Origin of the sequence: Aerosakkonema sp. BLCC-F183, from assembly GCF_041929145.1 — a bacterium.
Taxonomy (GTDB): domain Bacteria; phylum Cyanobacteriota; class Cyanobacteriia; order Cyanobacteriales; family Aerosakkonemataceae; genus Aerosakkonema.
The window spans coordinates 63,097-89,980 of the sequence record NZ_JBHFNU010000085.1 but is presented as its reverse complement, the minus strand read 5'-3'; the positions used below and the strand labels follow the sequence as shown (position 1 = coordinate 89,980).

Genomic DNA, 26,884 nt, shown 5'->3' with positions numbered 1-26,884 from the left:
TTGTCAGTTGTCAGTTGTCAGTTGTCAGTTGTCAGTTGTCAGTTGTCAGTTGTCAGTTGTCAGTTGTCAGTTGTCAGTTGTCAGTTGTCAGTTGTCAGTTGTCAGTTGTCAGTTGTCAGTTGTCAGTTGTTCGGAAAACTTTGGTTTGCTCAATATATAACTATATCAGTTTTTTGTATTTATATTTTAGATATCGAGGGACTTTAATAAATTTATAAAAACATAGGATATATACATAAATTTTAGAGATTTTTTTGTAAATAGGGTTCCTGGTAGCGCGATCGCACCCCGCTCGTGATAAATTGAAGATCGGAAATAATCACAGCAGTACAAAAGTAGCCGATCGCAGCCCCGATGGATATTATCAACGCTAGAGTGCCAGAATATAAAGCTTTACAACAAATATCAATTGATGTAGACGGCATCATTCAGAAAATTTCGCCTATGTACGTGGTTGGCAAACCATCACCGGATAAGCAAGTTATAGACGTAGCGGGCGAGTGGGTTTCGCTGGGTGGTGTCGATTTGCAAATAAATGGGGCGCTAGGCTTGGCATTTCCAGATTTGAATGCAGATAATCAGGACAAATTGCCAGAAATTTGTCAATTTCTCTGGGATAGGGGGGTTGACGCTTTTTTGCCTACCCTTGTGACAACTTCAGTAGAAAACATTCAGCGAAGTTTATCTATTTTTGCCGATTTTGTGATAAGGCAACCCCAAAATAAAGCTACAGCTAAAATTTTGGGAGTACACTTGGAAGGGCCATTTTTGAATCCTGAAAAACGAGGGGCGCATCCAGCTGAGTACTTATTGCCGCTGACAATTGATAATGTAAAACGAGTTTTGGGAGATTACGCAGATATCGTCAAAGTAATCACTCTCGCACCAGAATTAGATGCAACGGGAGAGGTAATTCGATATTTGCGTTCGTGGGGAATTATTGTTAGTTTAGGGCATTCGCAAGCTACATCTGCCGAAGCGGAAGAGGCATTTCAACTGGGCGCTACGATGGTGACTCATGCCTTTAATGCTATGCCCAGTTTACATCATCGCGAACCAGGTTTGTTGGGAAATGCGATCGCCAATCCAAATGTTCTGTGCGGTTTGATTGCTGATGGACAGCACGTTGCCCCTACAATGATGAAAGTATTGCTAAAAGCTAGCGGCTACGAGAAAGGAATTTTCTTAGTCAGCGATGCTTTAGCACCTTTAGGATTGCCGGATGGTATTTACCCGTGGGATACTCGTGAAATAGAAGTCAAAAACGGGACGGCGAGACTTTTGAATGGAACGCTTTCCGGGACAACGCTACCTTTATTGGCTGGTGTACAGAATTTGGTGAAGTGGGGAATTTGCGATCCGGAAGAAGCGATCGCACTGGCGACAGTTACACCCAGAGAGGCGATCGGCATTCATGGTATCATCGGTAAACCTGCGTCTCAGTTATTGCATTGGCAGATGACTCAAGCGGAAGGTAATGGTGAAGCAATACTGACATGGAAAAGAATATTTCCCAGCGCTTAGCGAGCGTATAAAATTATCTAATTGTAGGGTGGGTTAGGCACGGGCGATAATTTCAATACTTTCGATCGATAATTTAGTTCCCGTGCCGTAACCCACCCATCGCACTCAAAGGTAACATTAATGAACATTTTTCTGCATAAATACGAAATATCCATCAGTTTTAGAGAAGTTTCATTGGCTGTTTTAGATTGATGCTGAGAAATGTTTTCTATGTTATATAATGTCCGGTGGCATCGTTAGTATATGAGTGATGCTCTCATGTTATCTGTGGGAATTAGGGGTTAAATTTTTACCGCAGATGTAGGCAGATAAACGCAGATGAACGCAGATAAGAAGGTGATTTTTTATGCAACGGATGTTAACGGATATGATATTATTTTTGAGCGATATCGGTGGGTTATGGCAGGGTAACTTTTGACTTTTGACTTTTGACTTTTGACTTTTCTAGCCTAACTCTAAAGTTGTTACTCCAAAAATGTGAGCAATATCGATGTTAGGTGTGCCGCGATTGTACATACGCACGCATTCAAATACTGGCTTCATCCCATAACTTTCAGCCAAAGCAATCGCCTGCGGATTTGCATCGGGTGTATCCAAAAATATGGGTTTACCGTAACCAAAACTGCTGAGACATTGAAATAAAGTTTTAGCGATTTGAGCATCATCGGCAAAGAGGGGGCCAATTTTAAATCCGGTGCGGCATTCTCGAATTACGCCATAACCGGATAAATTGCCATCTTTAATATAGGCATAGCCCGCACGCGCTGGCGGATTAATCCATTGTTCTAGAAAAGCGGGACGGTCAGCGGGGAAATGTTGGCGATCGTATTGAAGAATATCTGCAAATGGGATATTTTTTAGAGATACAACATTGTCAGGTGCTGCGATCGCTATTCCTGTACCTTCATAGCGAATATGACGATAAGCTGGCTGAAAACCAAACTTGCGGTAATTCTCCACTTGTGCTAAAACGCCATCTAAGGCAACGTTGCGATCGCCCAACAGCTGCAAACCAGCATTCCAAGTTCGCAAACCAAAACCTTGACCCCGACGATCCGGTTTGACAATATACAATCCGACAAAACCAAAAGTATCGCTGTAGCGTACTGCTGAAATACTACTGATGAGTTCCCCATCCATCTCTCCCATCAAGAAACCCCCCGGATCGGTAGCAAAAAAGGCGGTAGCATCGTTAATACCGGGATTCCAACCCTCTGTTGCAGCCCAGTCGAGGGCGAGTTCCAAGTCAGAGAGACTCATCGATCGAATTGTCAATCTATCAGCGGTCATAATTATGCAAAATAAAGTTTTATCCAGTGCGCGTCATAAGCCGTATAGTATGTAACCGTTGGGAAAAATTGCAAATTCGCGCAGATTAATTATATGAACGCAGCCGACGATAAAACCATTGTTCAGGACTACTTCAACTCTACAGGCTTTGACCGCTGGCGGCGTATTTATGGCGATGGCGAAGTCAATAAAGTCCAGCTGGATATCCGCGAGGGACATCAGCAAACAGTAGCTACCACACTCAGCTGGCTGACGTATGATGGCAATGTGTCAAAGCTATCAATCTGCGACGCAGGTTGCGGGGTGGGCAGTCTCAGCATTCCTTTGGCGCAAGATGGAGCTAAAGTTTATGCTAGCGATATCTCCGAAAAAATGGTGGCAGAAGCAAAGGAAAGAGCCACAGCTGCTTTGAGTAACACCGATAATATCACCTTCGCTGTCCAAGACTTAGAAACGCTGAGTGGCAGATACCATACCGTTATTTGTCTCGATGTCTTGATTCACTATCCTCAAGATAAAGCAGCCGAGATGATTGCACACCTCGCTTCTTTGGCAGAATCTCGTCTGATTCTCAGCTTTGCACCGAAAACTTTGTGTCTTAGTTTGCTCAAAAAAATTGGCAGCTTTTTCCCAGGTGCGAGTAAAGCCACTCGCGCTTACCTGCATCGCGAAGCCGATATCGTGAAAATTCTGGAAACTTGCGGTTTTTCAGTGCAGCGACAAGATATGATTCGCACCCGCTTTTATTTCTCGCGGCTACTGGAAGCTACTCGTAAATAACGTTAAAATCGCAGCAATAGTATTGCGTTTGGCTGGAACCATTATGAAGACGATCGCAAAATTATCTGCGGGTTTACTGCTTGCATTTGGATCTATTTTTCTGATGGTTCCAGTCTTAGTTTGGACATTTCCAGATCGCGATGCTTCTCCAGAAGATATACAGGAGGATAAAGATGCTGCCTTGGGTGGTTTATTCTTGGGTATTCCCTCTGTAGCCTGGGGTGCTTGGCTGGCGCGGGGATTGCACAAACAAGCCAAGAAAGAAGAATGCGATCGCCTCAATTCTACTTTTTATCAAATTCTCCAAAAAAGCAACGGACAAATCACCGTATTGCGCTTGGCAATGGAGGCAAAATTACCTGGAAAAGCGGCTAAGCAATATTTAGATGAAAAAGCCAAGGAATTTCCAGCCAATTTTCATGTAACTGAAAACGGCGACATTATTTATCGGTTTCATTTGTAATCATTCAAAAGCAGATTATGACTAATATTTTTTTGAGCGTGGCGGCTATTTTAGGTGGATTATCTGTGGCATTGGGCGCTTTTGGAGCCCATGCTTTGCAAGAAAAATTAACAGAGCGATCGCTCGAAATCTTTGAAACAGGCGTTCGTTACCAAATGTATCACGCTTTGGCACTTTTGTTAGTAGCATTACTGTTAACTCGCGCTGAAGTACCCCAAACTTCTTTAATAGCATCTGGATTTGCTTTCATCGCTGGCGTTGTTATTTTCTCCGGTAGTTTGTACGCGCTGAGTCTGAGTGGCATTAAATGGCTGGGAGCAATAACACCTTTGGGAGGAGTAGCTTTTATGGTGGGATGGGGTTGTTTGGCACTTGCTGCTTTCAGGTTTAAGTAGGTGGAGAATTTGCCAGCTATTTTTTAGGAGATAAAAATGAGGTCATTGCTAAACATAAACATCTGGATTTTGCTAGCGATCGTCTTATTTTTGTATGGCTTGCTTGGCTGGGTTGTTTCTGTTTATGAAAATGTATTTTTATCCTTCCCGCCACTATTGACAAAAGCGTGGAATTGGGCTTTATTAGTAGCTTTTGCTTTAGCTGGATCGGGTGCTTTAGCATCCGGCTTGAGCGAGGGTTCCCAAGAAGCATCAAAGCAGTTATTCAGCGATGATATTGTATCTGTAATTCTGGCTGCCGTGGGAGCGATCGCTCTAACTGTAGCTGTCTCTGGAGCTATTATTGCATTGAAAGCTCCTAACGGCAGCATTTTTTACATTGGCGTACCGATGGCGTTAATAGTAGCTGCGGTTGGACTGGCAATAAAAGCTGGTGGTTTTACCAGAAAAAAAAGATTTGCAATTTTGACAGCAATCTCTTTACTTGGCTTAGGTTTGGGTTCTCTAATACACGCTATTTTCCTCCGCAATAAGTAGGTGGGCGCTACTATAGTTTGACCGAATTGGGTAGAAGAGTAATTACCCTTGATGCACAACGTTTAGCAGACTTGGTGAATATGGCTTCTGCGAAAAAGTTGTTCGATCGAAATGCGATCGCCACGATTGCAAAAGAGGAGGAACTTTGATGCTATCGAAGTCGATCGTTAGTGCCTCTCTTTATTTATACAGCATATTGCTGTTAGTTTATCCGCCATCTTTTCGTTGGGATTACGGTGAAGAAATGAGGCAAACGTTTCGCGATATGATGCGAGACGCAATTCAGCGACGGGGATGTTTGGGGATTGTAGAAGTTTGGTTTTGTGTATTGCCGGATTTGGTGACAACTGTTCGTCAGCAGCACTTATTCACAGGTAGTTATTATCGTTACCGAAAAGTTGCGATCGGAATCGGGCAGGCGATTTTTTCGACCGTTCTTTTAGTTTGTGGGTTTGTTGATTGGTTTTATGTTAAGTGAGCGATCGCTGTACGTTGTTGCGCTTTAGCGCTAAAGCGCAACAACGTACCTCGTACTTTGTACTAATAGCCTAAACGCTTCATTTCTTCAGGTGTGAAGGGATTTTTTCCAGCGCGGAGAGAATCGATCCAACGTTGTCGTTGCACTCTATATTTATCAGAGTTATATCCGTCAGGGTCAAGCGAGTCGATGAATGCTTGAAAATCCTCGATCGCTCCCTTAGTGTTGCCAGTCATAGCCCTAGCGACACCTCGACTGTCCCGGATTTCTCCATCGTAAGGGCTGAGTTCAACGGCTTTTTCACAGGCATACAGAACCTCACTGGCAAATCCGCGCAGGCTTCCTCGCCAGCAGAGTCCATTCAAAGATCTAGCAGAAATTTTAAGTTTTGGATCGAGTTTGTAGGCTTCTGCGTAAGCTGCGATAGCCTCTTTTACGTTGCGCTTCTCAAGTAACTCTTCTCCCTTTGTAGCTAGCTCTCTAGCTTTTTTTGCAGCTATAGCTAGAGCTTCAAGTTCGCGAGCTTTTGCCTCCGGATTGAAGTTCAAACTGGGATTTAGCTTCAATGCTTTCTCAAACAGGTCAATTGCACCCTCAACATCATCAAGTTTTATCAAATTTTCACCCTTTTCCACCAGAGCCGAAGCCGTCAGATGGCGAGCCTTTGTTTCCGGATTGAAGCCTAAATTAGGATTCCACTTTAAAGCTTTACGAAAAGTCGCAATTGCGGCATCAACATCGCCAGTTTTTGCTTGCTCCTCACCTTCTTTAACCAGAAATTGTGCTGCGGCGATCGAATTAGATTTGTTTTGGCAGACTGAGAGCGCGTCCAGCTCTAGAGGACGAAGAATAAGGTAATCGTTGAGCCAATTGCAACCCCGCGCCAACAATCGATCTAAACTTTGAACCTCCCACAAGCGGGCAGTTCCGTCTTGCGATGCGGTGAGGAGGTGCTGTCCGTCCGGGCTAAAACTGGCACTGACAATATTATTGCGATGCCCTTTCAATTCCCCCAGCAGCGAGCCCTTGATATCCCACAAGCGGGCCGTTCTGTCATCGGATGCAGTGACGATGCGCTGTCCGTCCGGACTAAAACTGGCGCTGGTGACAATATCCTCATGCCCTTTGAGTTCCGCTAGCAACTTGCCGGATACATCCCACAAACGGGCGGTTTTGTCCGAGGATGCAGTGACGATGCGCTGTCCGTCCGGGCTAAAGCTGGCGGTTTCGACAAAAATCTCATGCCCTCTGAGTACCGCTAGCTGCTCGCCCTTCAAATTCCAAACGCGAGCAGTTTTGTCCCAGGATGTAGTGACGATGCGCTGTCCGTCCGGGCTAAAACTGGCGCTGGTGACGATATCCTCATGCCCTTTGAGTTCCGCTAGCACCTTGCCCTTTAAGTCCCACAGGCGGGCGCGGGCGGTTTTGTCAAAGTGTGCGGTGACGATGCGCTGTCCGTCCGGACTAAAACTGGCACTGGTGACACTGCCAGCATACCCTTTGAGTTCCGTTACCAGCTCGCCCTTCAAATCCCACACACGGGCGGTGTCATCATTGGATGCAGTGACGATGTGCTGTCCATCCGGGCTAAAACTGACTCTTTTGATAACGTTCTGATGCCCTTTGAGTTCCGCTAGGAGGTTGCCCTTCAAATCCCACAGGCGGGCGGTTTTGTCATCAGATCCAGTGACGATGCGCTGTCCGTCGGGACTAAAACTGGCAGAGCTGACCCAACCCTGATGTCCTTTGAGTTCCGCGAGCTGCTGACCCTTCAAATCCCAGACGCGAGCGGTTTTGTCAGAGGATGCAGTGACGATGCGCTGTCCGTCTGGGCTAAAACTGGCGCTGGCGAGACTGGTCTGATGCCCTTTGAGTTGAGTTACCTGCAACTCCTTCCAATCCCAGATGCGGGCGGTTTTGTCATTGGATGTAGTGAGAATGCGCTGTCCGTCCGGGCTAAAACTGATGCTGCTGATATAGTTCTGATGCCCTTTGAGTTCGGCTAACTCGTCGCCGTCTAAATTCCACACGCGGGCGGTTGTGCCAGAAACTACAGTCAGGATGCTCTGTCCATCCGGGCTGAAAATGGCTCTGGTGGAAGCTGGCATTTCGGCTAGTTGCTTGCCGTTCAAATCCCACAGACGAACGATGTCTTCGGATGATGTCGTCAGGATGCGCTGTCCGTCGGGGCTAAAACTGGCGCTGCTGGCACTTTTCTGATGCCCTTTGAGTTCTGTGAGCAGCTTACCCTTCAAATCCCAAACGCGGGCGGTTTTGTCAGCGGATGCGGTGAGGATGCGCTGTCCGTCTGGGCTAAAACTGGCGCTGTTGATTCTGTCCTGATGCCCTTTAAATTCAGCTAGCAGTTGCCCGGATAAGTCCCAGAGGCGGGCGGCGTTGTCATCCGGTTTATCCGATCGAACCGATTCCTTGGATACAGTCAGGATACGCTGTCCATCCGGGCTAAAACTGGCGCTCGTCACCATCTCCGCACGCTCTTTGATTTCAGCTACCAGCTTGCCGGATAAGTCCCAGAGGCGGGCGATATTGTCAGAGGATTCCGTGAGGATGCGCTGTCCATCCGGGCTGAAACTGGCGTTGAAGATAACGGCCCGTTGCCTTATTTCCGTTAGCTGTTCGCCCTTTAAATCCCACACGCGGGCAGTTCTGTCATCGGATACGGTGACGATGCGCTGCCCATCCGGGCTAAAACTGACCTTCCTGATAATGCTTTGATGCCCTTTGAGTTCGGCTACCAGCTCGCCCTTCAAATTCCAAACGCGGGCAGTCCTGTCTACGGATGCGGTGACGATGTGCTGTCCATCTGGGCTAAAACTGCCCCACAAGATACCGCCGTCATGCCCTTGGAGTTGATTTTGCTCGTGGATGTTGTCGAGAATGGTTTGTAAAGCTAGGAGTGGGCTGATGGCGGGATATTTTTCCAGAGGACGATCGTCTTTAACTAGCGCTTGCAAGTCTTGCCCAGTACGCATTGCTGACAGTAGTGCTTCGATCGATTGAGAGTCAAATTGTCGTAGAGCATTCCCTCCTTCTCTCTCTAAACGGGTGCCTTGTTGTGCTTCTAGGCGCTCTTGGTTAGCTTTTACTGTCATTACTCCTACTACTGCTGCTGTAGCTAAAGTTACGCCCAGGACGACAGACCCGACGCGAATCATCTGTTTTGCTTTTTCTGCTGCTTTGACTATTCTCTGATTCGCTTCTTCTGCTTCGCGACTTTTGCTGATGTAATTTCTCTGCTGTTCTGTGGGCTGGGGTTGTTTCTCTATGCTTTGTGCCAGCCACTGTTCTGCTGCTTCTAAATCTGCTCCTCGCAGCAAAAAGCTGTCGTTGCGTCCTTTATTTTCCCATTCAAGCGATCGCACCAGCAATCGCGTATGCGCTTTTACATAAGCCAGATCGGTATCGATTGCTTCCAGTAGCGATTGAAAAGCTTTCTGGAAATCATCGCATTCTCGAAAGAACAGCCAGTTGTGCTTTGCTAGCGCGGGGTGTACTGGTGACATATCGAAGCCTTCCCGATGTACGATCGGCACCAATCGCTTATTATTTTTTACTGAGTGTTCGATTTCCTGAGTGCAAACTTTGGAGGAAATAGAATCGGGACTGATAATAAAGACAAAGGTATCAGCAGTTTCAATCCCAGCCTTAATTTCTTCCCACCAATCCGCAGTGAGGGGAATATTTTCCCAATCTACCCAGGTATCGCGGTTGTTTTCGCTCAAAGCTTCGTGAAGCTTGCGAACAAACTCTTTATCTTTGCGCGAGTAGGAGATAAAAACGTCTGTCATATTGATTTTGGATTTTGAATTTTGGATTTGGGATTTTATATTGCGTAATATAATAACCGTTTTCGTCAGTTATGACGTTATTAATTCCACCAAAACCTCGATTGGACGCCCACGCTCTTTTTTTTGACTTTTGACTTTGTACGGGCGGGTTTTGTACTACAACCATAGACTTTTTATTGGAGTTATTGACTAAACCCGCCCCTACGACTTTTGACTTTTATATATGGTGTAATTTTTAACCAACCGATCGCATCCTCAACCTTATCAGTAAATCGTTTAATGCCTGTTTAGCAACAGGCGCTTCGGGTAATGTACTTTTCTGATAAGCTGTTTCTAATTCACCAAGCAAACGATTAAATTCTTTTTGATGAAACTCTATATCGACATCTGCCAATACAGATTTTTCTCCACCCTCTAATTTGCGTGCGATCGCATCGGGAATGTAAGGCAATTTAAAGTTTTCATTTAATGTCACTAAGTTGGCTTCTACGACTCCTGTTTGCATCAGGTAAATGCCTGTCAACAGCACGCAGTAGATATAAAGTAAAGGTTTAACTCGCTTATCTTTTTCAAACAATTTCCATTGCGTTTTGGCGAATCCCAAATAATGATGAACGTGATGGCTGGTGATACAATTTTTAGCAATGACTTTCAATTCTTCATGTTCTGGCGTAGTACGAACAACTAAGGGGGAATACAACTGCTCTAAAACGTAGCCGTTCTTTTTGAGTAGCAGCGAAAAGAACTTTTTTAGATCGTGAGTTACCAGGTCAATTTCTAAATTGTCGCGGATTTCGGAAAGTTCGATCGTTTCTCGTCCCGGCTCTAATCCTATCACTTCCGGGACTGGTAAAATGTGACAACCGCGTAAGTCAAAGTCAGAGTCTGGTGATGGGAATCCATACAAATGCGCTCCGCTAATTGTGACGAATAAAAACGGGTATGGTTGTTCAGAAATTACTGCTCTTAATAGCTGTTCATTTGCCATAGTTCTTTGTTATCGCTCTCTTATCTGCGTTTATCTGCGTTTATCTGTCTAACATCTGCGGTAAAAATTTAACCCTCGATTCCAGCAGACAATTTTTCGCATCGCTCATGTACTCCCGATGCAACCGAACACGATATTATTGATTAAAACCCTTGAATTTATTGCCCGTGCCTAACCCACCCTACGATGAAATAAGTTTTGATTGTTCCACATTTATGGGAGAGTCCGCTAACTCTATAATTTTTCAGCTTTGCAGTAGATTTGATTTGGCGTTTGGTTGAAATATTTAAACAACGCAGGACATAACCAACCTTCCATATTTTTATCTTGCCAGCGATACCAATTGCCGCCATATTCTTGTTTGACAAAAACCAGTTCGGCTTGATATCCTGGAAAAGGATTTCCGGAAAACAAAAGTTTGAATCCTTTATCGGCGTTGGGAATATCTTGCACGAGAATATCGATCATTTGGGGAATGCCGCTGACAAATGGCTCGTGGATAAGTCCGACGCGATCGTCATCAAAAACCCAGGTAGACTGATGTTGATATGGAAAGATTACCATCATTGCGTTAGACATGAAATTTATCTCCTTATCAAGGTTGTACAAAGGTGGGTAATACCCAACCTACTAGCGCCTACCTCTAACAAAATTGCGAGATTTTTTCATTCTAGTTCGATCGACACCTCCAGGCGAATTGTTCCGCATTTCTAGAGGCGATAATTGCTCTTGCGTTCGCACGTCATCAGTATTAAGGATAGGATTTTCCGAGTCAAGGCGTCTGTCTTGCAGAATTTCGATTTCTCTCTCAAATTGTCGCCTTCCTTCTCGGAAGAAGTCTTCCGCACTCGATCGAAATAAACCATTTGTGACGCGCTGCGGAATGTCGATCGCTCTTGTCGGTAAACTTACTAACAAGACTATTGGAAATGCCAGCACTGTACCTGTAGCGATCGTCGTCAAAATTTGGTTCTGAATTATTTTCATTTTCATATACCATAAAAATACTACGTTGTCAATTATATTATATCCTCTAAAAACATAAATGTTTCGGCAGCTCCCCGACTTCTTTCGACAGATATCCGACTTCTTTCGGCAGATCCCCGACTTCTCCAAGAAGTCGGGGATCTGTGTGCTGGACTCACATTCAAATTCACTTTCGACAGATCTCCGACTTCTTTCGGCAGATCCCCGACTTCTTTCGGCAGATCTCCGACTTCTTTTGGCAGATCTCCGACTTCTTGGAGAAGTCGGGGATCTCTATGCTGGACTCACATTCAAATTCACAAATCTAAATTTAGATTCAACAGGCCGAAAGTAATCTAAAATGCTATTAAATTAGCAACAGAAGCCTCAATATGTGCCGATTGCTTGGCTATCTTGGCCCACCGATACTACTCGATTATATTTTATCCAAACCGGAGCATTCGCTGATTGTACAAAGCTACCAACCCCGCGAAATGACATCTGGGTTGCTCAATGCTGACGGGTTTGGGATTGGTTGGTATCACGCACAAAAAGACACCGACCCTTTTACGTACAAAAATTTGCTGCCCATCTGGAGCGATATTAACTTACCTAACCTCAGTCGCTATATCGAATCGGGTTGCATTATTGCGAATGTTCGCAGCGCGACTCCAGGACAAGCAGTAGATTTGAGTAATTGTCAGCCTTTTCGTAGCGATCGTTTATTGTTCGCTCACAATGGCTTTATCCAAAATTTTCGTCATAGTCTATACAGACCGATACGCAGCCAACTGAGGGATGAAGCTTACCAGGCGATTGATGGTTCTACAGATTCAGAACATATTTTCGCGCTGGTGATTAACGAGTTGGCAAATAACCCAGATATCACTTTAGAAAAAGCATTACAAAATTCGTTAATAACTTTGTCGGAGTTGGCGCAATTGCATCAAGTCAATGTGTCTGCCAACATCATTGTTACGGATGGAAACCAATTAGTTGCATCTCGTTTTGGTACAGGTAAACCTGCACCTTCGCTTTACTGGTTGCGGGACGATCCAGCTTTTCCAAATGCGGTGATTATTGCTTCTGAACCTTTATTCGCTGGCAATTGGATCGGCTTTTCTGAAAATAGTGTTATTAGTGTGGGAGAAGACCTTGATATCGAAATCGATTCCTTCTGAACTAAGTCAGTTTAGTACCGCAGACGAACGGCGACAGGAAATTAAAGAGGCGATGCAGCTTTGTCGTGCTGGTACTTTGGCGCTATTTGAAGATATCGATCGCACAACTTTTTCTCAGCAACCCCATCCAGAATTTAGCCCTATAGGTTGGCATTTAGGTCATATTGGCTACGCGGAAGCTTTGTGGTTGTTGGAACATTGTGCAAAATCGCAGTTACCTCCTCTTACCAAGGAAGGAAAATCTATCCCGTATCGTCGCTTGTTGGCAGCTGATGGTTTACCTAAGCATGAACGAGTTAATTTACCGAGTCTTTCAGAAATTTGCGTCTATTTGGATACAGTTAGAAAAGAAGTTTTCGATTATTTGGAAATAGCACCTTTAGATGAGCAAGAACGTCTTTGGCGCTTTCTGATTCAGCATGAAAGCCAGCACAGCGAAATTATTTTTTTCCTGTTGCAATTGCAGCGGTGGTCATCGGTCAATTTGCAATCTTTAAAAACACAATTTTCAGAAACACAACAGATAACTGACAACGGACAACTAACAGAGACGATCGAAATTCCGGCGGGTGAGTTTGAGATGGGGAATGATACGATCGATGCTTTGGATAACGAACGTCCCTGTCATCGAGTTTACCTGGATACTTATCAGATCGATCGCTACCCGGTGACTTGCGGACAATATCGCTTGTTTATGGAAGCAGGAGGCTATCAAAATTCGCAATGGTGGACGCCTGCGGGATGGGAATGGTTGCAAGCAAATCAATTTACGCAACCGCTTTATTGGAGAGAAGACTCAGCGTGGGACGATCGTCCCGTTTGTGGCGTTAGCTGGTACGAAGCAGATGCGTTTGCGCGATTTGTGGGTAAGCGACTGCCAACAGAGGCAGAATGGGAAAAAGCGGCTAGTTGGGATGCAGCAGCCAATCGTCGCCGCACATATCCTTGGGGTGAGGAAAAACCGAACGCGCATCTGTGCAATCACGACTGGATAAAACAGAAGCAACAACCAAATTCCGCAATCCAAAATCCCGCCACTCCGGTAAATGCTTACCCTGCCGGTCAAAGCGCATACGGTTTGTACGATACTCTGGGGAATGTCTGGGAATGGACATCTACCTGGTTCGATGGGTATGAAGGTTTCGAGTATTATCCTTATCGGGGATATTCGCAAGCTTATTTCGATCGACAGCATCGCGTGCTAAAAGGTGGCAGTTGGGCAACCCGTCCTTGGGCGTTGCGCTGTAGCTTTCGTAACTGGTATCTCCCTGGTGTGCGGCAAATTTTGGCAGGATTTCGGTGTGCAATAGGTAGGGTTTAGGGGAGCAGGGGAGCAGGGGAGCAGGGGAGCAGGGGAGGAAAAATATAAAGGCGGTAAATAACCCGGATTTGATATCATATCATATCCGGTAACATCGATCGCGTAAAAATATTTCTCTCTTATCTGCGTATATCTGCGTACATCTGCGGTAAAAATTTATTCCTCTATACCAGCAGAAAATTTTCCGCATCACTCTTACAGCACCGGCACAACCGGACAACGATCTTAAGTCGTCTTTTGGTGGGAAAATGCGGAAAGAACGAACATCAGCTGAAAACATCTTACGCTGCTGCGATTTTATCGTGTCGCGCTTTGAGTTTCACTGATTAAGTCTGTTGTGCAAAACTTTTTTATTTGGCGTTATTGTAGCGTGCGCGAAGCGCGATCGCTCCCACACAAACGGAGGTTGAATGACGATATCTAAAACTGCAAGCGGTAAAGCTGCTTTTCCATACACGATCGAAAAACGCTTGCAGATAGAGTATCTACTCAGCGCCACGGCGCTTTCCCAAAATAAACAGTCTGACGGTAGCGATGTTGTCTGGGGGTTGACTCAGACGCCAAAAACTCTACCGCCGCGCTATTTTTATGACGATCGGGGTTCCCAGCTATTTGAGCAAATCTGCGAGTTACCGGAATACTATCCCACACGCACAGAAGCTGCCATTTTGCAACGGTTCGCTGCTGAAATTGCTCAACTGACTGGTGCGTGCGAAATTGTAGAACTGGGTAGCGGTAGTTCAACTAAAACCCGCATTCTACTTGATGCCTACAATAAATTAGGCTACCCGTTGCGCTATGTGCCGATCGATGTAAGTGCTGGCATCCTAGAAAGCAGTGCGAAGGAATTGTTGGCAGATTATCCGTCGCTTGTTGTTCGAGCTTTGGTCAGTACTTACGAACTGGCGCTGGAACGACTGGAAGGGTCTCGCTTGGCGACGCGAATGATTTGTTTTTTGGGTAGCACGCTGGGTAATCTCAATCGAGAAGAGTGCGATCTCTTTTTATCCCAGATCGCTAACGCGCTCAATGTGGGCGAATATTTCTTGCTGGGAATAGACTTAGAAAAGTCGGAATATCTGCTGAATGCAGCTTATAACGACAGTCAAGGTGTGACGGCAGCTTTTAATTTGAATATGCTGGAGCATCTCAACTGGCGTTTTGATGGCAATTTCGATCCAGCGCAATTTGAACACTGGGCTTTTTACAACAAATCCGAGTCTCAAATTGAAATGCACTTACGGAGTGTGCGATCGCACACTGTGCAGTTACGCGCTCTCGACCTCACTGTTGAGTTTGAAAAAGGCGAAACAATTTTTACGGAAATTTCCCGCAAATTCGACCTCAACTCCATACAGAAGGAACTCCAGGGACACGGTTTAGCGCCTCTTCAGGTTTGGACTGACTCAAATCAGTGGTTTGGTGTCCTTCTTTGTCAGATGCAAAAGACAAAATCAGTCTCCGTTACTGCTTAAAAAGCCGGATTATTTTCTGGTTTTCTTGAGGCGCACATATTTGTGCGCCTTTCACGTTATTTTAAGAAATAAGTACATTTTTTAACTTTGCTAGTAAATAAAAATCTTAACTCAAATATCTCTGACATCTAGAATGGACACCATCAAATACCTCCTCTCGGAAGAGCAAATGCCTACTGCCTGGTACAACATACAGGCAGATTTATCCACACCTTTACCTCCCGTTCTCCATCCCGGTACCGGTCAACCGATTACTCCCGATGACCTGGTTCCCCTTTTTCCGATGAGTCTGATCGAACAGGAAGTCACTCAGTCACGCTGGATCGAGATCCCAGATCGAGTACAATCTATCTACCGTCAATGGCGACCGACACCACTTTATCGCGCCCGCCGACTGGAAAAAGCCCTCGATACTCCCGCCAAGATTTACTACAAATACGAAGGTGTCAGCCCTGCCGGAAGCCACAAACCCAATACTGCCGTTGCACAAGCTTACTATAACAAGCAGGCAGGTGTAAAACGATTGACTACGGAAACGGGAGCCGGACAGTGGGGTTCCTCGCTAGCATTTGCGGGAGCATTGTTTGGGCTGGAAGTGTTAGTTTATATGGTGAAAGTCAGCTATCACCAAAAGCCTTACCGCCGTGCGTTGATGGAAGCTTATGGAGCCAGAGTAGTTGCCAGTCCCAGTCAAGAAACTCAAGCTGGACGATCGATCCTAGCATCGCACCCGAACAGCACTGGTAGTTTGGGTATCGCGATCGGTGAAGCGGTAGAAGTTGCTGCCCGAGATGACGGAACTAAGTATGCTTTGGGTAGTGTTCTTAACCACGTTTTGTTGCACCAAACCGTAATTGGCTTGGAAGCATTGGCACAGTTAGAAATGGCTGGAGATTATCCAGATATTGTAGTTGGTTGTACGGGTGGGGGTAGCAACTTCGCTGGCATTGCTTTTCCGTTTTTGGGTGCAAAGCTGCGGGGTGAACGAAATGTCGAGATTGTTGCTGTCGAACCTGCTGCTTGTCCATCTCTGACTCGCGGTAAGTATGCTTATGATTTTGGCGATACGGCTCACCTAACTCCATTGGTAAAAATGCACACTTTGGGTAGCACGTTTGTACCGGAAGGCATTCATGCAGGTGGCTTAAGGTATCACGGGATGGCTCCCCTGGTCAGTCATATAGTGAATTTGGGATTGGCGAAACCGCGTGCGGAATATCAGTTAGGTTGTTTTGCGGCAGGGTTAACTTTTGCTCGTGCAGAAGGTATTTTACCCGCTCCCGAAGCCAATCATGCAGTGAAAGCAGCGATCGATGAGGCATTAAAATGTAAGGAGTCTGGGGAAAGTAAAGTGATTCTATTTAACCTTTGCGGTCACGGACACTTCGATATGCAAGCTTACATGGATTATCAAGCTGGAAAATTGGTAGATACTGAATACAGTGCGTCAGAAGTGGCGATGGCTCTTTCTGGATTACCCGTTGTTGGTTAAAACGAATGTTGGCTGATTTTTTTGCCTAAGTTGTTAATTCTCATTCGATAAAATCTTGAGAAAGATGAATTGCCCCATCAATTTGTCAACGCTGCGGTTGGACGACTAACGGATATTTTAAATTTAAGTGATATCGCCAATCGCGGCACTACCTTCCACATCCAACAAATTGATATAAAAGCGAGTAAAATAACAGTACAAGCTAACGCCTACATCGAACAATTTCCATCAAATGGAAGCAATCTGATTTTTAGCCGCATCTAAATATTCAGGTTGATGTCGATCCAGCTTCGATTTAATGGATATCCAAACAAACTGCATAGCGTTAAAAATTTTTGGCACTATGGGCGATCGGATCGTACTCAAAACGGCGGTAATGATAGGTTTCGCCATAAAGATTGAAACTAAAAGTTGGTTCTTCGCCAATTGCTTTGACGCTATGGATAGCATCACTGGTGAAACTGATAATATCACCTTCCAGCAATATGATTTCGCCGACCGATTCAATTCGATGGGGAAACTTGGCATCGGGGACGCGCCGCCATATCGTGTTGCTTTCCTCTCCTTCCAGAATAGCAATAATGCCCCAATTTCCATGATTGTGAATCGTAGAAACGATTCCTGGTTGCGCGAGTGCGGTTTGCACCGTCAACGGGTAGCCAAGTTCGTCATACAGCATCAATGCCGGAATACCGGTGTCAGAAGGTTCGGGTTTTTGAGTCCGAAGCCAGTAAGAGTTGGTAATCAGCCGCCGCACGATTAACCGTAATGCTGCCAAACACTCAATCTCGTTGTCACCTTGGTTGAGTGCATCTTCCACTTCGGTGAGAAATCGGTGCAGGTAGTAAGGAGTCCGCAACAGATCCCACTCTTTTGCGGGTTTGCATACCTGCCAATTTCCATCTCCAGTTACCAAAAAATCGCGGTTTTTCATATAAATAGCCTACCCTGTCTCACAATCGGGATATTCATCGGTAATGGCAAGTGCTTGATTCATACAACCATTCGCCAGTTCCAGATTATCTTCATCAGCAGATGCCAGCAGTAGCAATTTGAACAGTTTCAGATAGTTGTAGGGTTTGTTGTTTGCGGTACGATCGCCGTGAATTACAATTCCTCGGTTTCAAAAGACATCTCCAAAAATTCTTGTGGGGTAGGCATCCTGCTTGCCCTTTGAGATTCTTTTGGAGGAGATGTCTAAAGCCAATTACCAACTAAAACAAAAGGTGACCAAAAAAATGGATGATTGAAGGAAGGATTTCGCAGTAAAGTTAATTGAGCTTCGCGCAAAGCATTGGCTTTGCTGGAAGGTGTCTTTGTTAGTTGCCGATAAAACTCTATCATCAGTTGGGCTGTTGATTCATCCCTGACAGACCACAGGGTCGCAAGGGTACTTCGCGCTCCCGATCGCAAAGCAACGCCTGCCAAACCCAAGGTAGCCCGCAAGTCACCATTAGCGGTTTGACAAGCGCTCAATACCAACAGTTCGATCGGATCTTTTTCGCTTCTTCCTCGGATTTGAAGTAGCTCGTCTAGTTCCTTAACGTTAATCCGTCCATCCCAAGTTAAAAGAAATGTTTCTTCCGGATTGGAACTAAACTGACCGTGAGTAGCGAGATGTACAACCCGAAAAGGTTTGGCTTCGATTTGATTTTTTAAGGCTGTGCGAGTGAATTGTTTGTTTAATAAAAGTTTAGAAACATTTACTTCTAAGGCTATCTGCTTGACTTCATAGGCTACAGATGGTAAAGCAGAAAACCCTTGTCGAGCTTCAGTCAGTCCTGCTGTTAAGGCATTGAGTTGTTCTTGATTGAGTGTTTGTGGCTCTAGCAGTTGCAATCCGGAGCTGAGCACAACTGCGTATTGTTCGATCAGATATTGTTTACCATCATAAAGAGCCGCCATCGGAATATTTCGCAAGAATCCATCAGGGATAAATATCAAAGTTTTAATCTTGTGAGTCTCTAAATCAGCTTTGGCAGGTTGAATCAGCCAATTAAAAACTTCCTGAGAATAACGCAGGCGTTCTTTGTCGGAAAATTCGGGATTCAGCGATGAATTGAGCTGCTTTAAAGTTTTTTCCATTTCTGCTTTAGGTAGTTTGGTAGCGTAGTGTCGTAGCGGTCGATCGGGAATGGAAAGAATAACTTCTAAGCGATCGGCCAAAATGATGGGATAAATTACAGCTGCTGTAGGATCGATTTGGTCAATCTGTACGGGATGTGCATCCAGGCAAGCATCTTGGAAAAAATTATCGAGTTCTGCTAATTGTAGTGCTTCTATGACTTGACGAGCCGTTTTGATGTTGTCTTGAGTGGCGTTTTCTTGTAGCAAAAGGTCTACGAATTGCCGATGAATTGGTTCGACATTTTTGGTAAAGTTAAGCTGAATATCGGAGTCGATACCGATCAGGTCGCTTCGTAAAGCTTGGAGTGCTTTAAAGGCTTCTTGATAAGCAGCGATCGCTTCTTCCCGTTGGCCTTGCTGCTTGAGTAAATGACCGACTTGCCAAGCAGTACGAGCGATTAATTCGTTCGAGTTTGTTTGTTTTGCTATGTGGAAAGCCTGTTGTGCAAGTGTTTGTGCTTCTTTTGTTTGCTCTTGTTGTGCGTACAGCTGGCTGAGTCGATCGAGTGCATAAGCTTCGGCAGTAGAGTCTTGCAGTTGGCGGGATAACTGTACGGCTGTACCCAAACTTGTAGCAATCTCCTGCAAGAATCCTGCTGGCAGAGTTTTTGGCTCTCGAACTGCCAATTTCATTAAACTTTCTGCAAAATTGACGCGAACGTAAATAGATTGACGACCGACGCTCAGGCTGGCAATTTTAGATTCAATCTGAGGTAAAAGGGCGATTGCTGCTTCTGTTTTGTTTTCTTCTACCCTTAAACTGAATTGGTTAACGAGAGCTTGAGTTTGTAATAAAGGATTGCGACTGAGTTGAGCTGCTTGTTGATAGTAATCTAAAGCTACTTTGGGTTCTCCGTATTCCCTGGCGACGTTACCGATATTGAGGAATGTAGCCGCTCGATCGTTATTGTTTCCGGTACTCTGACTTACTGCTAAACTTTGTTTTAGCACTTCATAAGACTGTCGCAGGTCGCCGATTAATTGCAGAGCAATTCCTAAACTCCGCAATCCGGCTGCTTTCAATTTGCGATCGGGTTGAGTCTGAATTTCTTGTAAGATTTCTTGCAAAATAGAGCGAGCCTGTCGGTGATTTCCTAATATTCTTAGTGCTTGAGCTTGATTGATGCGACTGCCGAGAATACCTGTTTGATTTGCTGCTTGTTTGTAGGCAGATTCTGCTTGTATCCAAGTATCTAAAGCTGCTTGAGTTTGTCCTGTCTTTATTTGTAAATTTCCCTCGGCGTTAAGGGCTTGTCCCAGTAACGATAAGCCTTGTCGGTTGAGTTTACCTTGACTTTTGAGCAATTCCAGGCTACTCTTGACTGCGGCGCGAGAAAGTTGGGCTTGTCCCAGGTCTTGATAAGCCAAAGATAAATAGTTTAATACGGAGACTTGAGGGAGAATAGCAGTTTCAGCCTCAAATGCTTTGGCGGCTTGTTGCCAAAGGGCGATCGCATCTTGATAGCGTCCGGCTTGATAGAGTTCTCTTCCCTGTTCTACAAGTTGTCTGGGTGCTGAAGTTTGCTGTGCGATCGGGACTGTATCGTTAGGATAACTAACGTAGGGAAACATTACCGCTACTGAAAATAGAGCCAAACATCCCAATCCGATATTCCACAAAGATCGCAATAAGCTTTTTTTTAAATTCATTGTTGGTTTATGGTGCATGGCAGTTTTAGTGTTGCTAAAAATTTAGCATAGTATTCAGGGAATTATTTGGGTAGTAAAATTATAAATTCTGTACCTTTGCCATATACGGAATCAAAAGTTATTTTTCCGCCGTGTTTATCTTCTATAATTTGACGGGAAATAGATAAACCCAAACCCGTACCCTGCCCCACACTTTTCGTAGTAAATAAATGCTCGAAAGCTTTTTGTTTGACTTCAGGAGTCATCCCAATTCCATTATCTGCTATTTTAATAGTGACTAAATTAGTATTTGCCTCTATTCCCGTAGAAATAGTGATTCTACTAGGCTGAGTTTGCATCCCTACAAAAGTGCGATCGCGATGCGATTCTTCTAAAGCATCGATCGCATTAGCTAGCAAATTCATAAAAACTTGATTGAGTTGTCCGGGGTAACATTTAATTTCCGGTAATATCCCATAATTTTTGATTATTTCAATGCCAGAGTGCTGTTCGTTTGCTTTCAGTCGATGCTTGAGAATTAGTAAAGTACTATCCAGCCCATCATGAATGTTAAAAGTGACTTTCGTATCGGTATCAGATCTCGAAAAAGTTCGCATCGATTGACTGATTTCCTTGATACGATTAGTTCCTTCCTGCATAGAAATGAGCATTTGGGGAAAGTCTTCTAGTAAATAATCTAATTCAATGGCGTCTATTTCTTTGAGAATTTCTGGTTCGGGATTGGGATAGTATTTTTGATAAAGTTTGATGAGTTTAATTAAATTATGAGCGTACTCGTTAGTGTGTTTTAAATTTCCCACTATAAAGCCAACAGGATTATTAATTTCATGAGCTATACCTGCTACTAGCTGACCTAAAGATGACATTTTTTCATGCAGTACTAAATGTGCTTGAGCCTTCTTAAGTTCAGCAGTACGTTCTTCAACTTTTTTCTCTAAAGAAGCATTTAATTCCCACAGTTGTGCATTTTTTTCAGCCAATTCTTCTGTTAAAAAATGTAACTTTAGGTGCATCTTAATGCGAGCCAATACCTCTTCTTGCTGAAAAGGTTTAGTAATATAGTCTACTCCTCCTAGTGAAAGACCTTTTACTTTATGTTCTGTATCTGCTAAAGCAGTCATAAAAATAACAGGGATTCTTTGAATACTAATATTTTCTTTGATGCGACGGCAAGTTTCAAAACCATCAATACCGGGCATCATTACGTCTAACAAAATCAGGTCTGGAGTAACTTCAGCCAGTTTACCAAGTGCATTTTCACCATCTTTAGCCACAAGGACTTTAAATCCAGAACTTCTTAAAAAGTTAAATAAAACTTTTATATTAGTGGGATTATCGTCTACGACGAGAATCGTGGTATGTTCGCTATTTTTCATATTTTTACAGTTGAAAGGGAGAGGTAATTGGATAATAATTGAGTTACTTGTTGGCTGGATAAGGGCTTAGCGAAGAAAAACCCTTGACCGAATTCGCACCCTAAATCTTTCAATTTGTCTAGTTGTTCTTTCGTTTCTATTCCTTCTGCTACTACATCCATACCTAAATTATGAGCTAAAGAGATGATTGTTTGTACAATTGCTGTTGTGTCGGAACTAGAACCTAAACCGCTGATAAAGGAGCGATCGATCTTGAGAGTATCTATCGGGAAAATATGAAGGCGACTTAATGAGGAATAACCAGTGCCGAAATCATCGATACAAAGTTTAATTCCTTGGCTGCGAATTTGCTTCAAAACATTAGTACCTGCGCTAGCAGTTTGTAAAAAACCGCTTTCTGTAATCTCTAATTTTACAGATGATAGAGATAGACCGCTTTGGCAACAAATTTTAGTAATTTTTTCAACTACTCCTGCTTGTTGCAGTTCAGTAGCAGAAAAATTGACGTTGACGGTAAGTGGAACGTTAAACTGTTCTTGCCAAATTTTTAATTGTTGACAAGCTGACTGCAATGCCCATGTATCTAAAATTTGAATTAATCCTATTTCTTCTGCTATGGTAATAAACTTTGTAGGGCTAATAAAACCATGCTGAGGATGTAGCCAACGACTTAAAGCTTCAAATCCAACAATTTTTTTGTCTTGAATAGAAAAAATTGGCTGATAATAAAGACAAAACTGTTCTTGTTCGATTGCGTGACGGATGTCGGTTTCCAATTCAATTCGTTCTAAAGCTTGAGATTGCATTTGAGGTGTCAGTACAGTATAACATCCTTTACCGGATTGCTTTGCTTGATACATAGCGATATCAGCATCTCTTAAAATTGCTGTAGAACTGTGATAGTCTAATATAGAAAAAACAATACCTATACTAGCAGTAATTATAACTTGATAGTGGCCGACTAAAAAAGGGCGTTGTAACTCTTCTAAAAGATAACTTGCTGTTGCTTCTACAGTCTGTAGATCTTCTGCTTCTGTTAGTATTATTAAAAATTCATCACCTCCCAACCTTGCTATTTCTCCTTTAGAACCAACGCAGATTTTTATCCTGATGGAAACATTTTTAATAAATTCATCTCCAACTAAATGGCCAAAGCTATCATTAATATTTTTGAAACGATCTATGTCTAAAAATAAAACGGAATATTTTTTGACATTTTGGCTTGATTTGATTTGCAAAATTTCCGATAAACGATTCATCAACCAAGAACGGTTGTATAAACCTGTTAGTAAATCGTGATAAGCTTCATAAGCAAGCTGTTGTTCGCGCAATCGTAAATTGTGCAAAGTAAGAGAAAGTTCCTCTGTTCGTTTAGCGATTCGATGTTCTAATTCTTGATTTAATTGTTGTAATTCGTCTTCAATAGCTTTCCGATTAGCAATTTCTTGAGTAAGAAGTTCGTTTTTTTCTTGGAGGTTGCGCGTTAAAGACCTCAGCCTAAGATGCAAGCGGATTCTGCTTAATAGTTCATCTTTTTGTAATGGTTTTGTAATGTAATCGACTGCACCTAAATTTAAACCTTCTACTTTGTCTTTAACATCAGATAAAGCTGTTAGAAAAATAACTGGAATTTCTTTAGTACCTGGGTTAGCTTTTAGATAACGGCATACTTCAAAGCCATCCATATCAGGCATTCTTATATCTAATAAAATTAAATCTGGATTTATATACTGTAGTTTTTCAAGGGCATTTTTTCCATTTGTTGCCACTAAAATTTTATAGCCCGATTCTTTGAGAAACCCAAATAATAGCTTTAGGTTGGTTCGGTTATCGTCAACAATTAAAATTAATCCAGATTCTGAACTATCCATCGGGCCTGTAATAGTTGACTTAACAGTAACATTTTAACTGATTTTTGTAAAGTATAGGTTAATTTTTTATTTTATTCATATCTTGTTAATAGCCCAAACAGCCTTTGGCTCAAGCTTTTAAGGAAACACAAAATTTTTGCTTTCCAAAAATATAAATTATTTTTACTATTTCTTTAAAGATTTTGTTTGATTTGTAATTCAAATTAACATAAATCAATTTAAGTTATTGTAACTTAGTTAACTAAATCAAGAATAATTCGATCGCTAAAATCTTGAGCTAACTCCACAAGGCGATCGCCAAAGTAAATATACTCATTCTCTAGTTGTTTGAGGGCTAAAAGCACCGATTTGGCAAATTGGTACGGTGATATTAGTTTTTTTCTAACTTTTAGTTCCCCTCTGGCTCGATCGCGCAGTGCTTTTCTATCCATTGTAAAATTCCTCTATCATCGAAATTATGAGCTAGTTCTAAGATACGCTGGCAAAAAGAAGCGTATTGGGGATCTAGCCGTTCCAGACGCTGAGCTTCCAATTCTATTTCCTCAATATCACCGATAGTGGCTGCTCGTCGTAAAGTTTGTAACTCCCGATAAGAAGGCGCAACAATTTTGAGAACTTCTTCTGTTTGCACTTGGCTGTCTACTTTATTAGGATCGACTATCCATCTTAAACCTAAACTGCTTCTGAGTTTTTCTAAAAGCTCTGGTAGCTGAATAGGTTTGGAAATAAAATAGTTACTGCCTGCAAAAAATGTTTGCTTTTTATTTTTAGAAGACGTACTAGCGGATATGGCAATAATCTCAGTATTTTTAAAACTTGGGATCGTTCTAATTTGCCGAATCATTTCAAAGCCATCCATCACAGGCATCACTAAATCTGTGATAATTAGATCTGGTTTCGCGATTGCGACTTGCTCTAAACCTTCCGAGCCATTACTTGCTTCGATCAGATCGAACCCTATCGGTTTGAGAAAACCGACGATAATATCGCGGCTTTCCGCTTGGTCATCTACTACTAATACCTTCACAGATTCCCTGCCTGTAAAACCAACTACTGCCTCCGCCTTAGTAACTTCGATCGCTTGTATTTTATCAGATATTGTCTCCAAGTTTAACTCAAAACTAAACACGCTGCCGACACCCAGTTCGGAAGATACTTCTAGTTTTGAACCCATCATTTGGACGATATTGTGACTGATGGCAAGTCCCAAACCAGTTCCTTCTGCTTTGCGTCGATTCTCTCCTACCTGCTCGAAAGGTAAAAAGATTTTGTCAATCTGTTCGTTCGTCATTCCCACGCCAGTATCTTCAACTTGGAAGCGAATTTTCACTCTTTGTCTTTCTACCTTACTGACAGAGCCATCGACTACGATCGCTTTGAATGTTACCGAGCCCACGTCTGTAAACTTAATCGCATTGCCTAGCAAATTAATTAAAACTTGTCGTAAGCGTTTCTCATCTGCACGCACTTGTTGAGGTAATTCCGGTGAAAATTCTACCTGAAAAACCAGATCTTTTTGCTCCGCTTTAATCCGGCAAATTTCCGCTACACTTGTCAAAAAACTTGACAAATACAAATCGCTTTCATAGATTTCTAATCTCCGGGCTTCGATTTTAGCTAAATCCAAAAGGTCGTTAATGAGGTTTAGTAAATGGGAACCGCTTTGATAAATAATATTTATGCCCTTTTGGTCTTCTTTACTTAGCGTTCTAGAACGCTGCAAGATTTGCGCGTAGCCTAAAATTCCATTTAGAGGTGTTCGCAACTCGTGGCTCATGCTAGCTAAAAAGTCGCTTTTGGCTTGGTTGGCCGCATCAGCAGCTTCTTTAGCTATCTCTAATTCTTGAGTCCTTTCCTTCACTTTCAATTCTAGGTTTCGCGAGTAATCAGCTAATTGTTGATTGACTTGTAATAACCTTTCGTTAGCTTGTTTTAATTGTTGTTGATTGCGATCGTTACTAATTAAAATTGCTGCCGAACCCAACGCCAGAAATGGAGAGAATACGGGAATAACCCAACCTTGTAAAAAAGCAATATAACTAATTCCACATAGCAAGCTACCTGCGATAATAATGCTCAAAATTGTACTAACTAAAAATATATTTCTTTTCAACCAAAACCGCTGTAAAATGTTCCAAGTTAGAATCGTACCGATGCCAGACCAAACAAAAATCCAGATTTGATTGAACGTGCTATCCCAAACTCGCAACAAATGGCGTCCTTCTGAAGCTGCACTGACAATTTGGCTGGCTAAGTTGGCATGAATCACCACACCCGGAGTGTAGGAAGGATTTTTAAATATGGTACTGCTGTAGGGCGTATGGAAAAGGTCGTTGAGGCTGGGAGCCGTAGCACCTATGAAGACGATGCGATCGCGCATTAAATCCGGTGGAATGCGGTTGTTCAACACATCCGTCATGGCTATGCTGGGAAACTTTTCCAGTCCGCCTCGATAGTTAATCAAAACTTGGTATCCCCCGGCATCTTTATCTACGTAACCTCCTTCATCACCTCGCAAGGGAAGAAAAACTGCTTGACCCAAGCCAATTTTTCTCTGTTTGGGGTTGAGAACTTTTAGTTCGATTTTTTTTGACTTTAGGTACATTAAAGCTAACTTAACTCCCAGTCCTTGCCGGTCTCGGCGAGTGTGCAAATTGTTCACGGACATAAAGGCGCGACGCACTTTGCCATCTCCATCGAGAGCTAAGTCAGCTGCCCCCACTTGATGGCGTTCTGCTAAAACGGGTGGCGGCGCGATCGTCGTTGGTGTGATTTTCTCAATGCCGATTAAGTTTGGGGTAGATTTGTAGAGCGCCACCAATTCTTGATGTCCCGGTTCCACTGGCAAATCGCGGTATAAATCTAAGCCGATCCCCGCAGGCTGCTGAGCTTTAATGTTTCTTAACAGTTGCGTCAGGGTGCGATCGGACATCGGCCATTGACCTACTGCATCAATATCTGTTTCGTCTATAGTGACAATAACGATGCGAGAATCAACGCCCTCTGGTGGACGCAGGCGAAAAAACTGGTCGAGAGTTACCCATTCCAATAGTTGCAAAGCCCCAGTAGCATTGCCGACAATTACAGCTACTGCGACAGTAGGAGCGATGACAAGGATGCCTTGCCACCGCTTTATCAATTTTCCGATCTGATGCCACATC

The 26,884-nt window shown here is 43.4% G+C and carries 23 protein-coding genes; 12 read left to right on the top strand and 11 right to left on the bottom strand.

Annotation, left to right across the window (positions count from 1 at the left end; translation table 11 throughout):
• Positions 1 to 354 precede the first annotated feature (354 nt).
• Complete coding sequence (gene nagA, locus ACE1CD_RS24950) at positions 355 to 1,524, top strand: N-acetylglucosamine-6-phosphate deacetylase (RefSeq protein ID WP_374795755.1); 1,170 nt, start codon at positions 355 to 357, stop codon at positions 1,522 to 1,524.
• A 444-nt stretch (positions 1,525 to 1,968) separates the two neighbouring features.
• Here nagA and ACE1CD_RS24945 read toward each other — a convergent pair whose 3' ends face one another.
• Positions 1,969 to 2,814 carry a GNAT family N-acetyltransferase gene (locus tag ACE1CD_RS24945; protein WP_374795756.1) on the bottom strand — a complete coding sequence of 282 codons (846 nt, stop codon included), beginning with the start codon at positions 2,812 to 2,814 and terminating at the stop codon, positions 1,969 to 1,971.
• Positions 2,815 to 2,907: 93 nt separating this feature from the next.
• Between ACE1CD_RS24945 and bchM the strand changes: the two genes are divergently transcribed.
• The 6 genes from bchM to ACE1CD_RS24915 are packed head-to-tail and all read left to right on the top strand — an operon-like array spanning position 2,908 to position 5,467.
• Complete coding sequence (bchM, locus tag ACE1CD_RS24940) at positions 2,908 to 3,594, top strand: magnesium protoporphyrin IX methyltransferase (RefSeq protein ID WP_374795757.1); 687 nt, start codon at positions 2,908 to 2,910, stop codon at positions 3,592 to 3,594.
• Positions 3,595 to 3,637: 43 nt separating this feature from the next.
• Entirely contained in the window at positions 3,638 to 4,057 is a 420-nt protein-coding gene (locus ACE1CD_RS24935; RefSeq protein ID WP_374826595.1) for a hypothetical protein, read from the top strand.
• 17 nt (positions 4,058 to 4,074) lie between these two features.
• Positions 4,075 to 4,452 carry a DUF423 domain-containing protein gene (locus ACE1CD_RS24930; protein ID WP_374795759.1) on the top strand — a complete coding sequence of 126 codons (378 nt, stop codon included), beginning with the start codon at positions 4,075 to 4,077 and terminating at the stop codon, positions 4,450 to 4,452.
• Between the two features lie 36 nt (positions 4,453 to 4,488).
• Positions 4,489 to 4,989 carry a hypothetical protein gene (locus tag ACE1CD_RS24925; RefSeq protein ID WP_374795760.1) on the top strand — a complete coding sequence of 167 codons (501 nt, stop codon included), beginning with the start codon at positions 4,489 to 4,491 and terminating at the stop codon, positions 4,987 to 4,989.
• Positions 4,990 to 5,006: 17 nt separating this feature from the next.
• Positions 5,007 to 5,138, top strand: coding sequence for a hypothetical protein (locus tag ACE1CD_RS24920; RefSeq protein WP_374795761.1), 132 nt, complete (start codon positions 5,007 to 5,009; stop codon positions 5,136 to 5,138).
• Complete coding sequence (locus tag ACE1CD_RS24915) at positions 5,138 to 5,467, top strand: hypothetical protein (RefSeq protein ID WP_374795762.1); 330 nt, start codon at positions 5,138 to 5,140, stop codon at positions 5,465 to 5,467. The genes ACE1CD_RS24920 and ACE1CD_RS24915 overlap by 1 nt, the downstream gene beginning before the upstream one ends.
• Before the next feature lie 62 nt (positions 5,468 to 5,529).
• On the opposite strand, the gene ACE1CD_RS24910 is transcribed toward ACE1CD_RS24915, so the two are convergent.
• The 4 genes from ACE1CD_RS24910 to ACE1CD_RS24895 form a co-directional block, all read right to left on the bottom strand.
• Positions 5,530 to 9,276: a TIR domain-containing protein gene (locus ACE1CD_RS24910; protein ID WP_374826594.1), complete on the bottom strand. Its 3,747-nt coding sequence runs from the start codon at positions 9,274 to 9,276 to the stop codon at positions 5,530 to 5,532.
• 235 nt (positions 9,277 to 9,511) lie between these two features.
• Complete coding sequence (locus ACE1CD_RS24905) at positions 9,512 to 10,264, bottom strand: DNA polymerase beta superfamily protein (protein ID WP_374826592.1); 753 nt, start codon at positions 10,262 to 10,264, stop codon at positions 9,512 to 9,514.
• A 234-nt stretch (positions 10,265 to 10,498) separates the two neighbouring features.
• Positions 10,499 to 10,843: a DUF6717 family protein gene (locus ACE1CD_RS24900; RefSeq protein ID WP_374826591.1), complete on the bottom strand. Its 345-nt coding sequence runs from the start codon at positions 10,841 to 10,843 to the stop codon at positions 10,499 to 10,501.
• Positions 10,844 to 10,894: 51 nt separating this feature from the next.
• Positions 10,895 to 11,251: a hypothetical protein gene (locus tag ACE1CD_RS24895; RefSeq protein ID WP_374826589.1), complete on the bottom strand. Its 357-nt coding sequence runs from the start codon at positions 11,249 to 11,251 to the stop codon at positions 10,895 to 10,897.
• Positions 11,252 to 11,622: 371 nt separating this feature from the next.
• Between ACE1CD_RS24895 and egtC the strand changes: the two genes are divergently transcribed.
• The 5 genes from egtC (at position 11,623) to ACE1CD_RS24870 (ending at position 16,963) form a co-directional block, all read left to right on the top strand.
• A complete protein-coding gene (gene egtC, locus ACE1CD_RS24890) occupies positions 11,623 to 12,411 on the top strand; it encodes an ergothioneine biosynthesis protein EgtC (protein ID WP_374795767.1) in 789 nt (262 codons plus the stop codon).
• Positions 12,386 to 13,732, top strand: coding sequence for an SUMF1/EgtB/PvdO family nonheme iron enzyme (locus tag ACE1CD_RS24885; protein WP_374826587.1), 1,347 nt, complete (start codon positions 12,386 to 12,388; stop codon positions 13,730 to 13,732). Before egtC ends, ACE1CD_RS24885 begins: the two co-directional genes overlap by 26 nt.
• A gap of 410 nt (positions 13,733 to 14,142) precedes the next feature.
• Positions 14,143 to 15,207: an L-histidine N(alpha)-methyltransferase gene (gene egtD / locus ACE1CD_RS24880; protein WP_374826585.1), complete on the top strand. Its 1,065-nt coding sequence runs from the start codon at positions 14,143 to 14,145 to the stop codon at positions 15,205 to 15,207.
• A 133-nt stretch (positions 15,208 to 15,340) separates the two neighbouring features.
• Positions 15,341 to 16,699, top strand: a complete 1,359-nt coding sequence (locus tag ACE1CD_RS24875) for a TrpB-like pyridoxal phosphate-dependent enzyme (protein WP_374826584.1) — start codon at positions 15,341 to 15,343, stop codon at positions 16,697 to 16,699.
• 69 nt (positions 16,700 to 16,768) lie between these two features.
• Complete coding sequence (locus ACE1CD_RS24870; protein ID WP_374795771.1) at positions 16,769 to 16,963, top strand: hypothetical protein; 195 nt, start codon at positions 16,769 to 16,771, stop codon at positions 16,961 to 16,963.
• 61 nt (positions 16,964 to 17,024) lie between these two features.
• Here ACE1CD_RS24870 and ACE1CD_RS24865 read toward each other — a convergent pair whose 3' ends face one another.
• The 6 genes from ACE1CD_RS24865 to ACE1CD_RS24840 form a co-directional block, all read right to left on the bottom strand.
• Positions 17,025 to 17,633: a cupin gene (locus ACE1CD_RS24865; protein WP_374795772.1), complete on the bottom strand. Its 609-nt coding sequence runs from the start codon at positions 17,631 to 17,633 to the stop codon at positions 17,025 to 17,027.
• Positions 17,634 to 17,896: 263 nt separating this feature from the next.
• Positions 17,897 to 20,476 (bottom strand): CHAT domain-containing protein, encoded by a 2,580-nt coding sequence (locus ACE1CD_RS24860; protein WP_374826582.1) that lies wholly within the window; start codon positions 20,474 to 20,476, stop codon positions 17,897 to 17,899.
• Between the two features lie 62 nt (positions 20,477 to 20,538).
• Positions 20,539 to 21,852 (bottom strand): response regulator, encoded by a 1,314-nt coding sequence (locus ACE1CD_RS24855; RefSeq protein WP_374826580.1) that lies wholly within the window; start codon positions 21,850 to 21,852, stop codon positions 20,539 to 20,541.
• Positions 21,849 to 23,723 (bottom strand): EAL domain-containing protein, encoded by a 1,875-nt coding sequence (locus ACE1CD_RS24850; RefSeq protein ID WP_374826579.1) that lies wholly within the window; start codon positions 23,721 to 23,723, stop codon positions 21,849 to 21,851. The genes ACE1CD_RS24855 and ACE1CD_RS24850 overlap by 4 nt, the downstream gene beginning before the upstream one ends.
• A 233-nt stretch (positions 23,724 to 23,956) precedes the next feature.
• Positions 23,957 to 24,154 (bottom strand): hypothetical protein, encoded by a 198-nt coding sequence (locus ACE1CD_RS24845; protein WP_374826578.1) that lies wholly within the window; start codon positions 24,152 to 24,154, stop codon positions 23,957 to 23,959.
• Positions 24,112 to 26,883: a CHASE2 domain-containing protein gene (locus tag ACE1CD_RS24840; protein ID WP_374826577.1), complete on the bottom strand. Its 2,772-nt coding sequence runs from the start codon at positions 26,881 to 26,883 to the stop codon at positions 24,112 to 24,114. The genes ACE1CD_RS24845 and ACE1CD_RS24840 overlap by 43 nt, the downstream gene beginning before the upstream one ends.
• Position 26,884 lies beyond the last annotated feature (1 nt).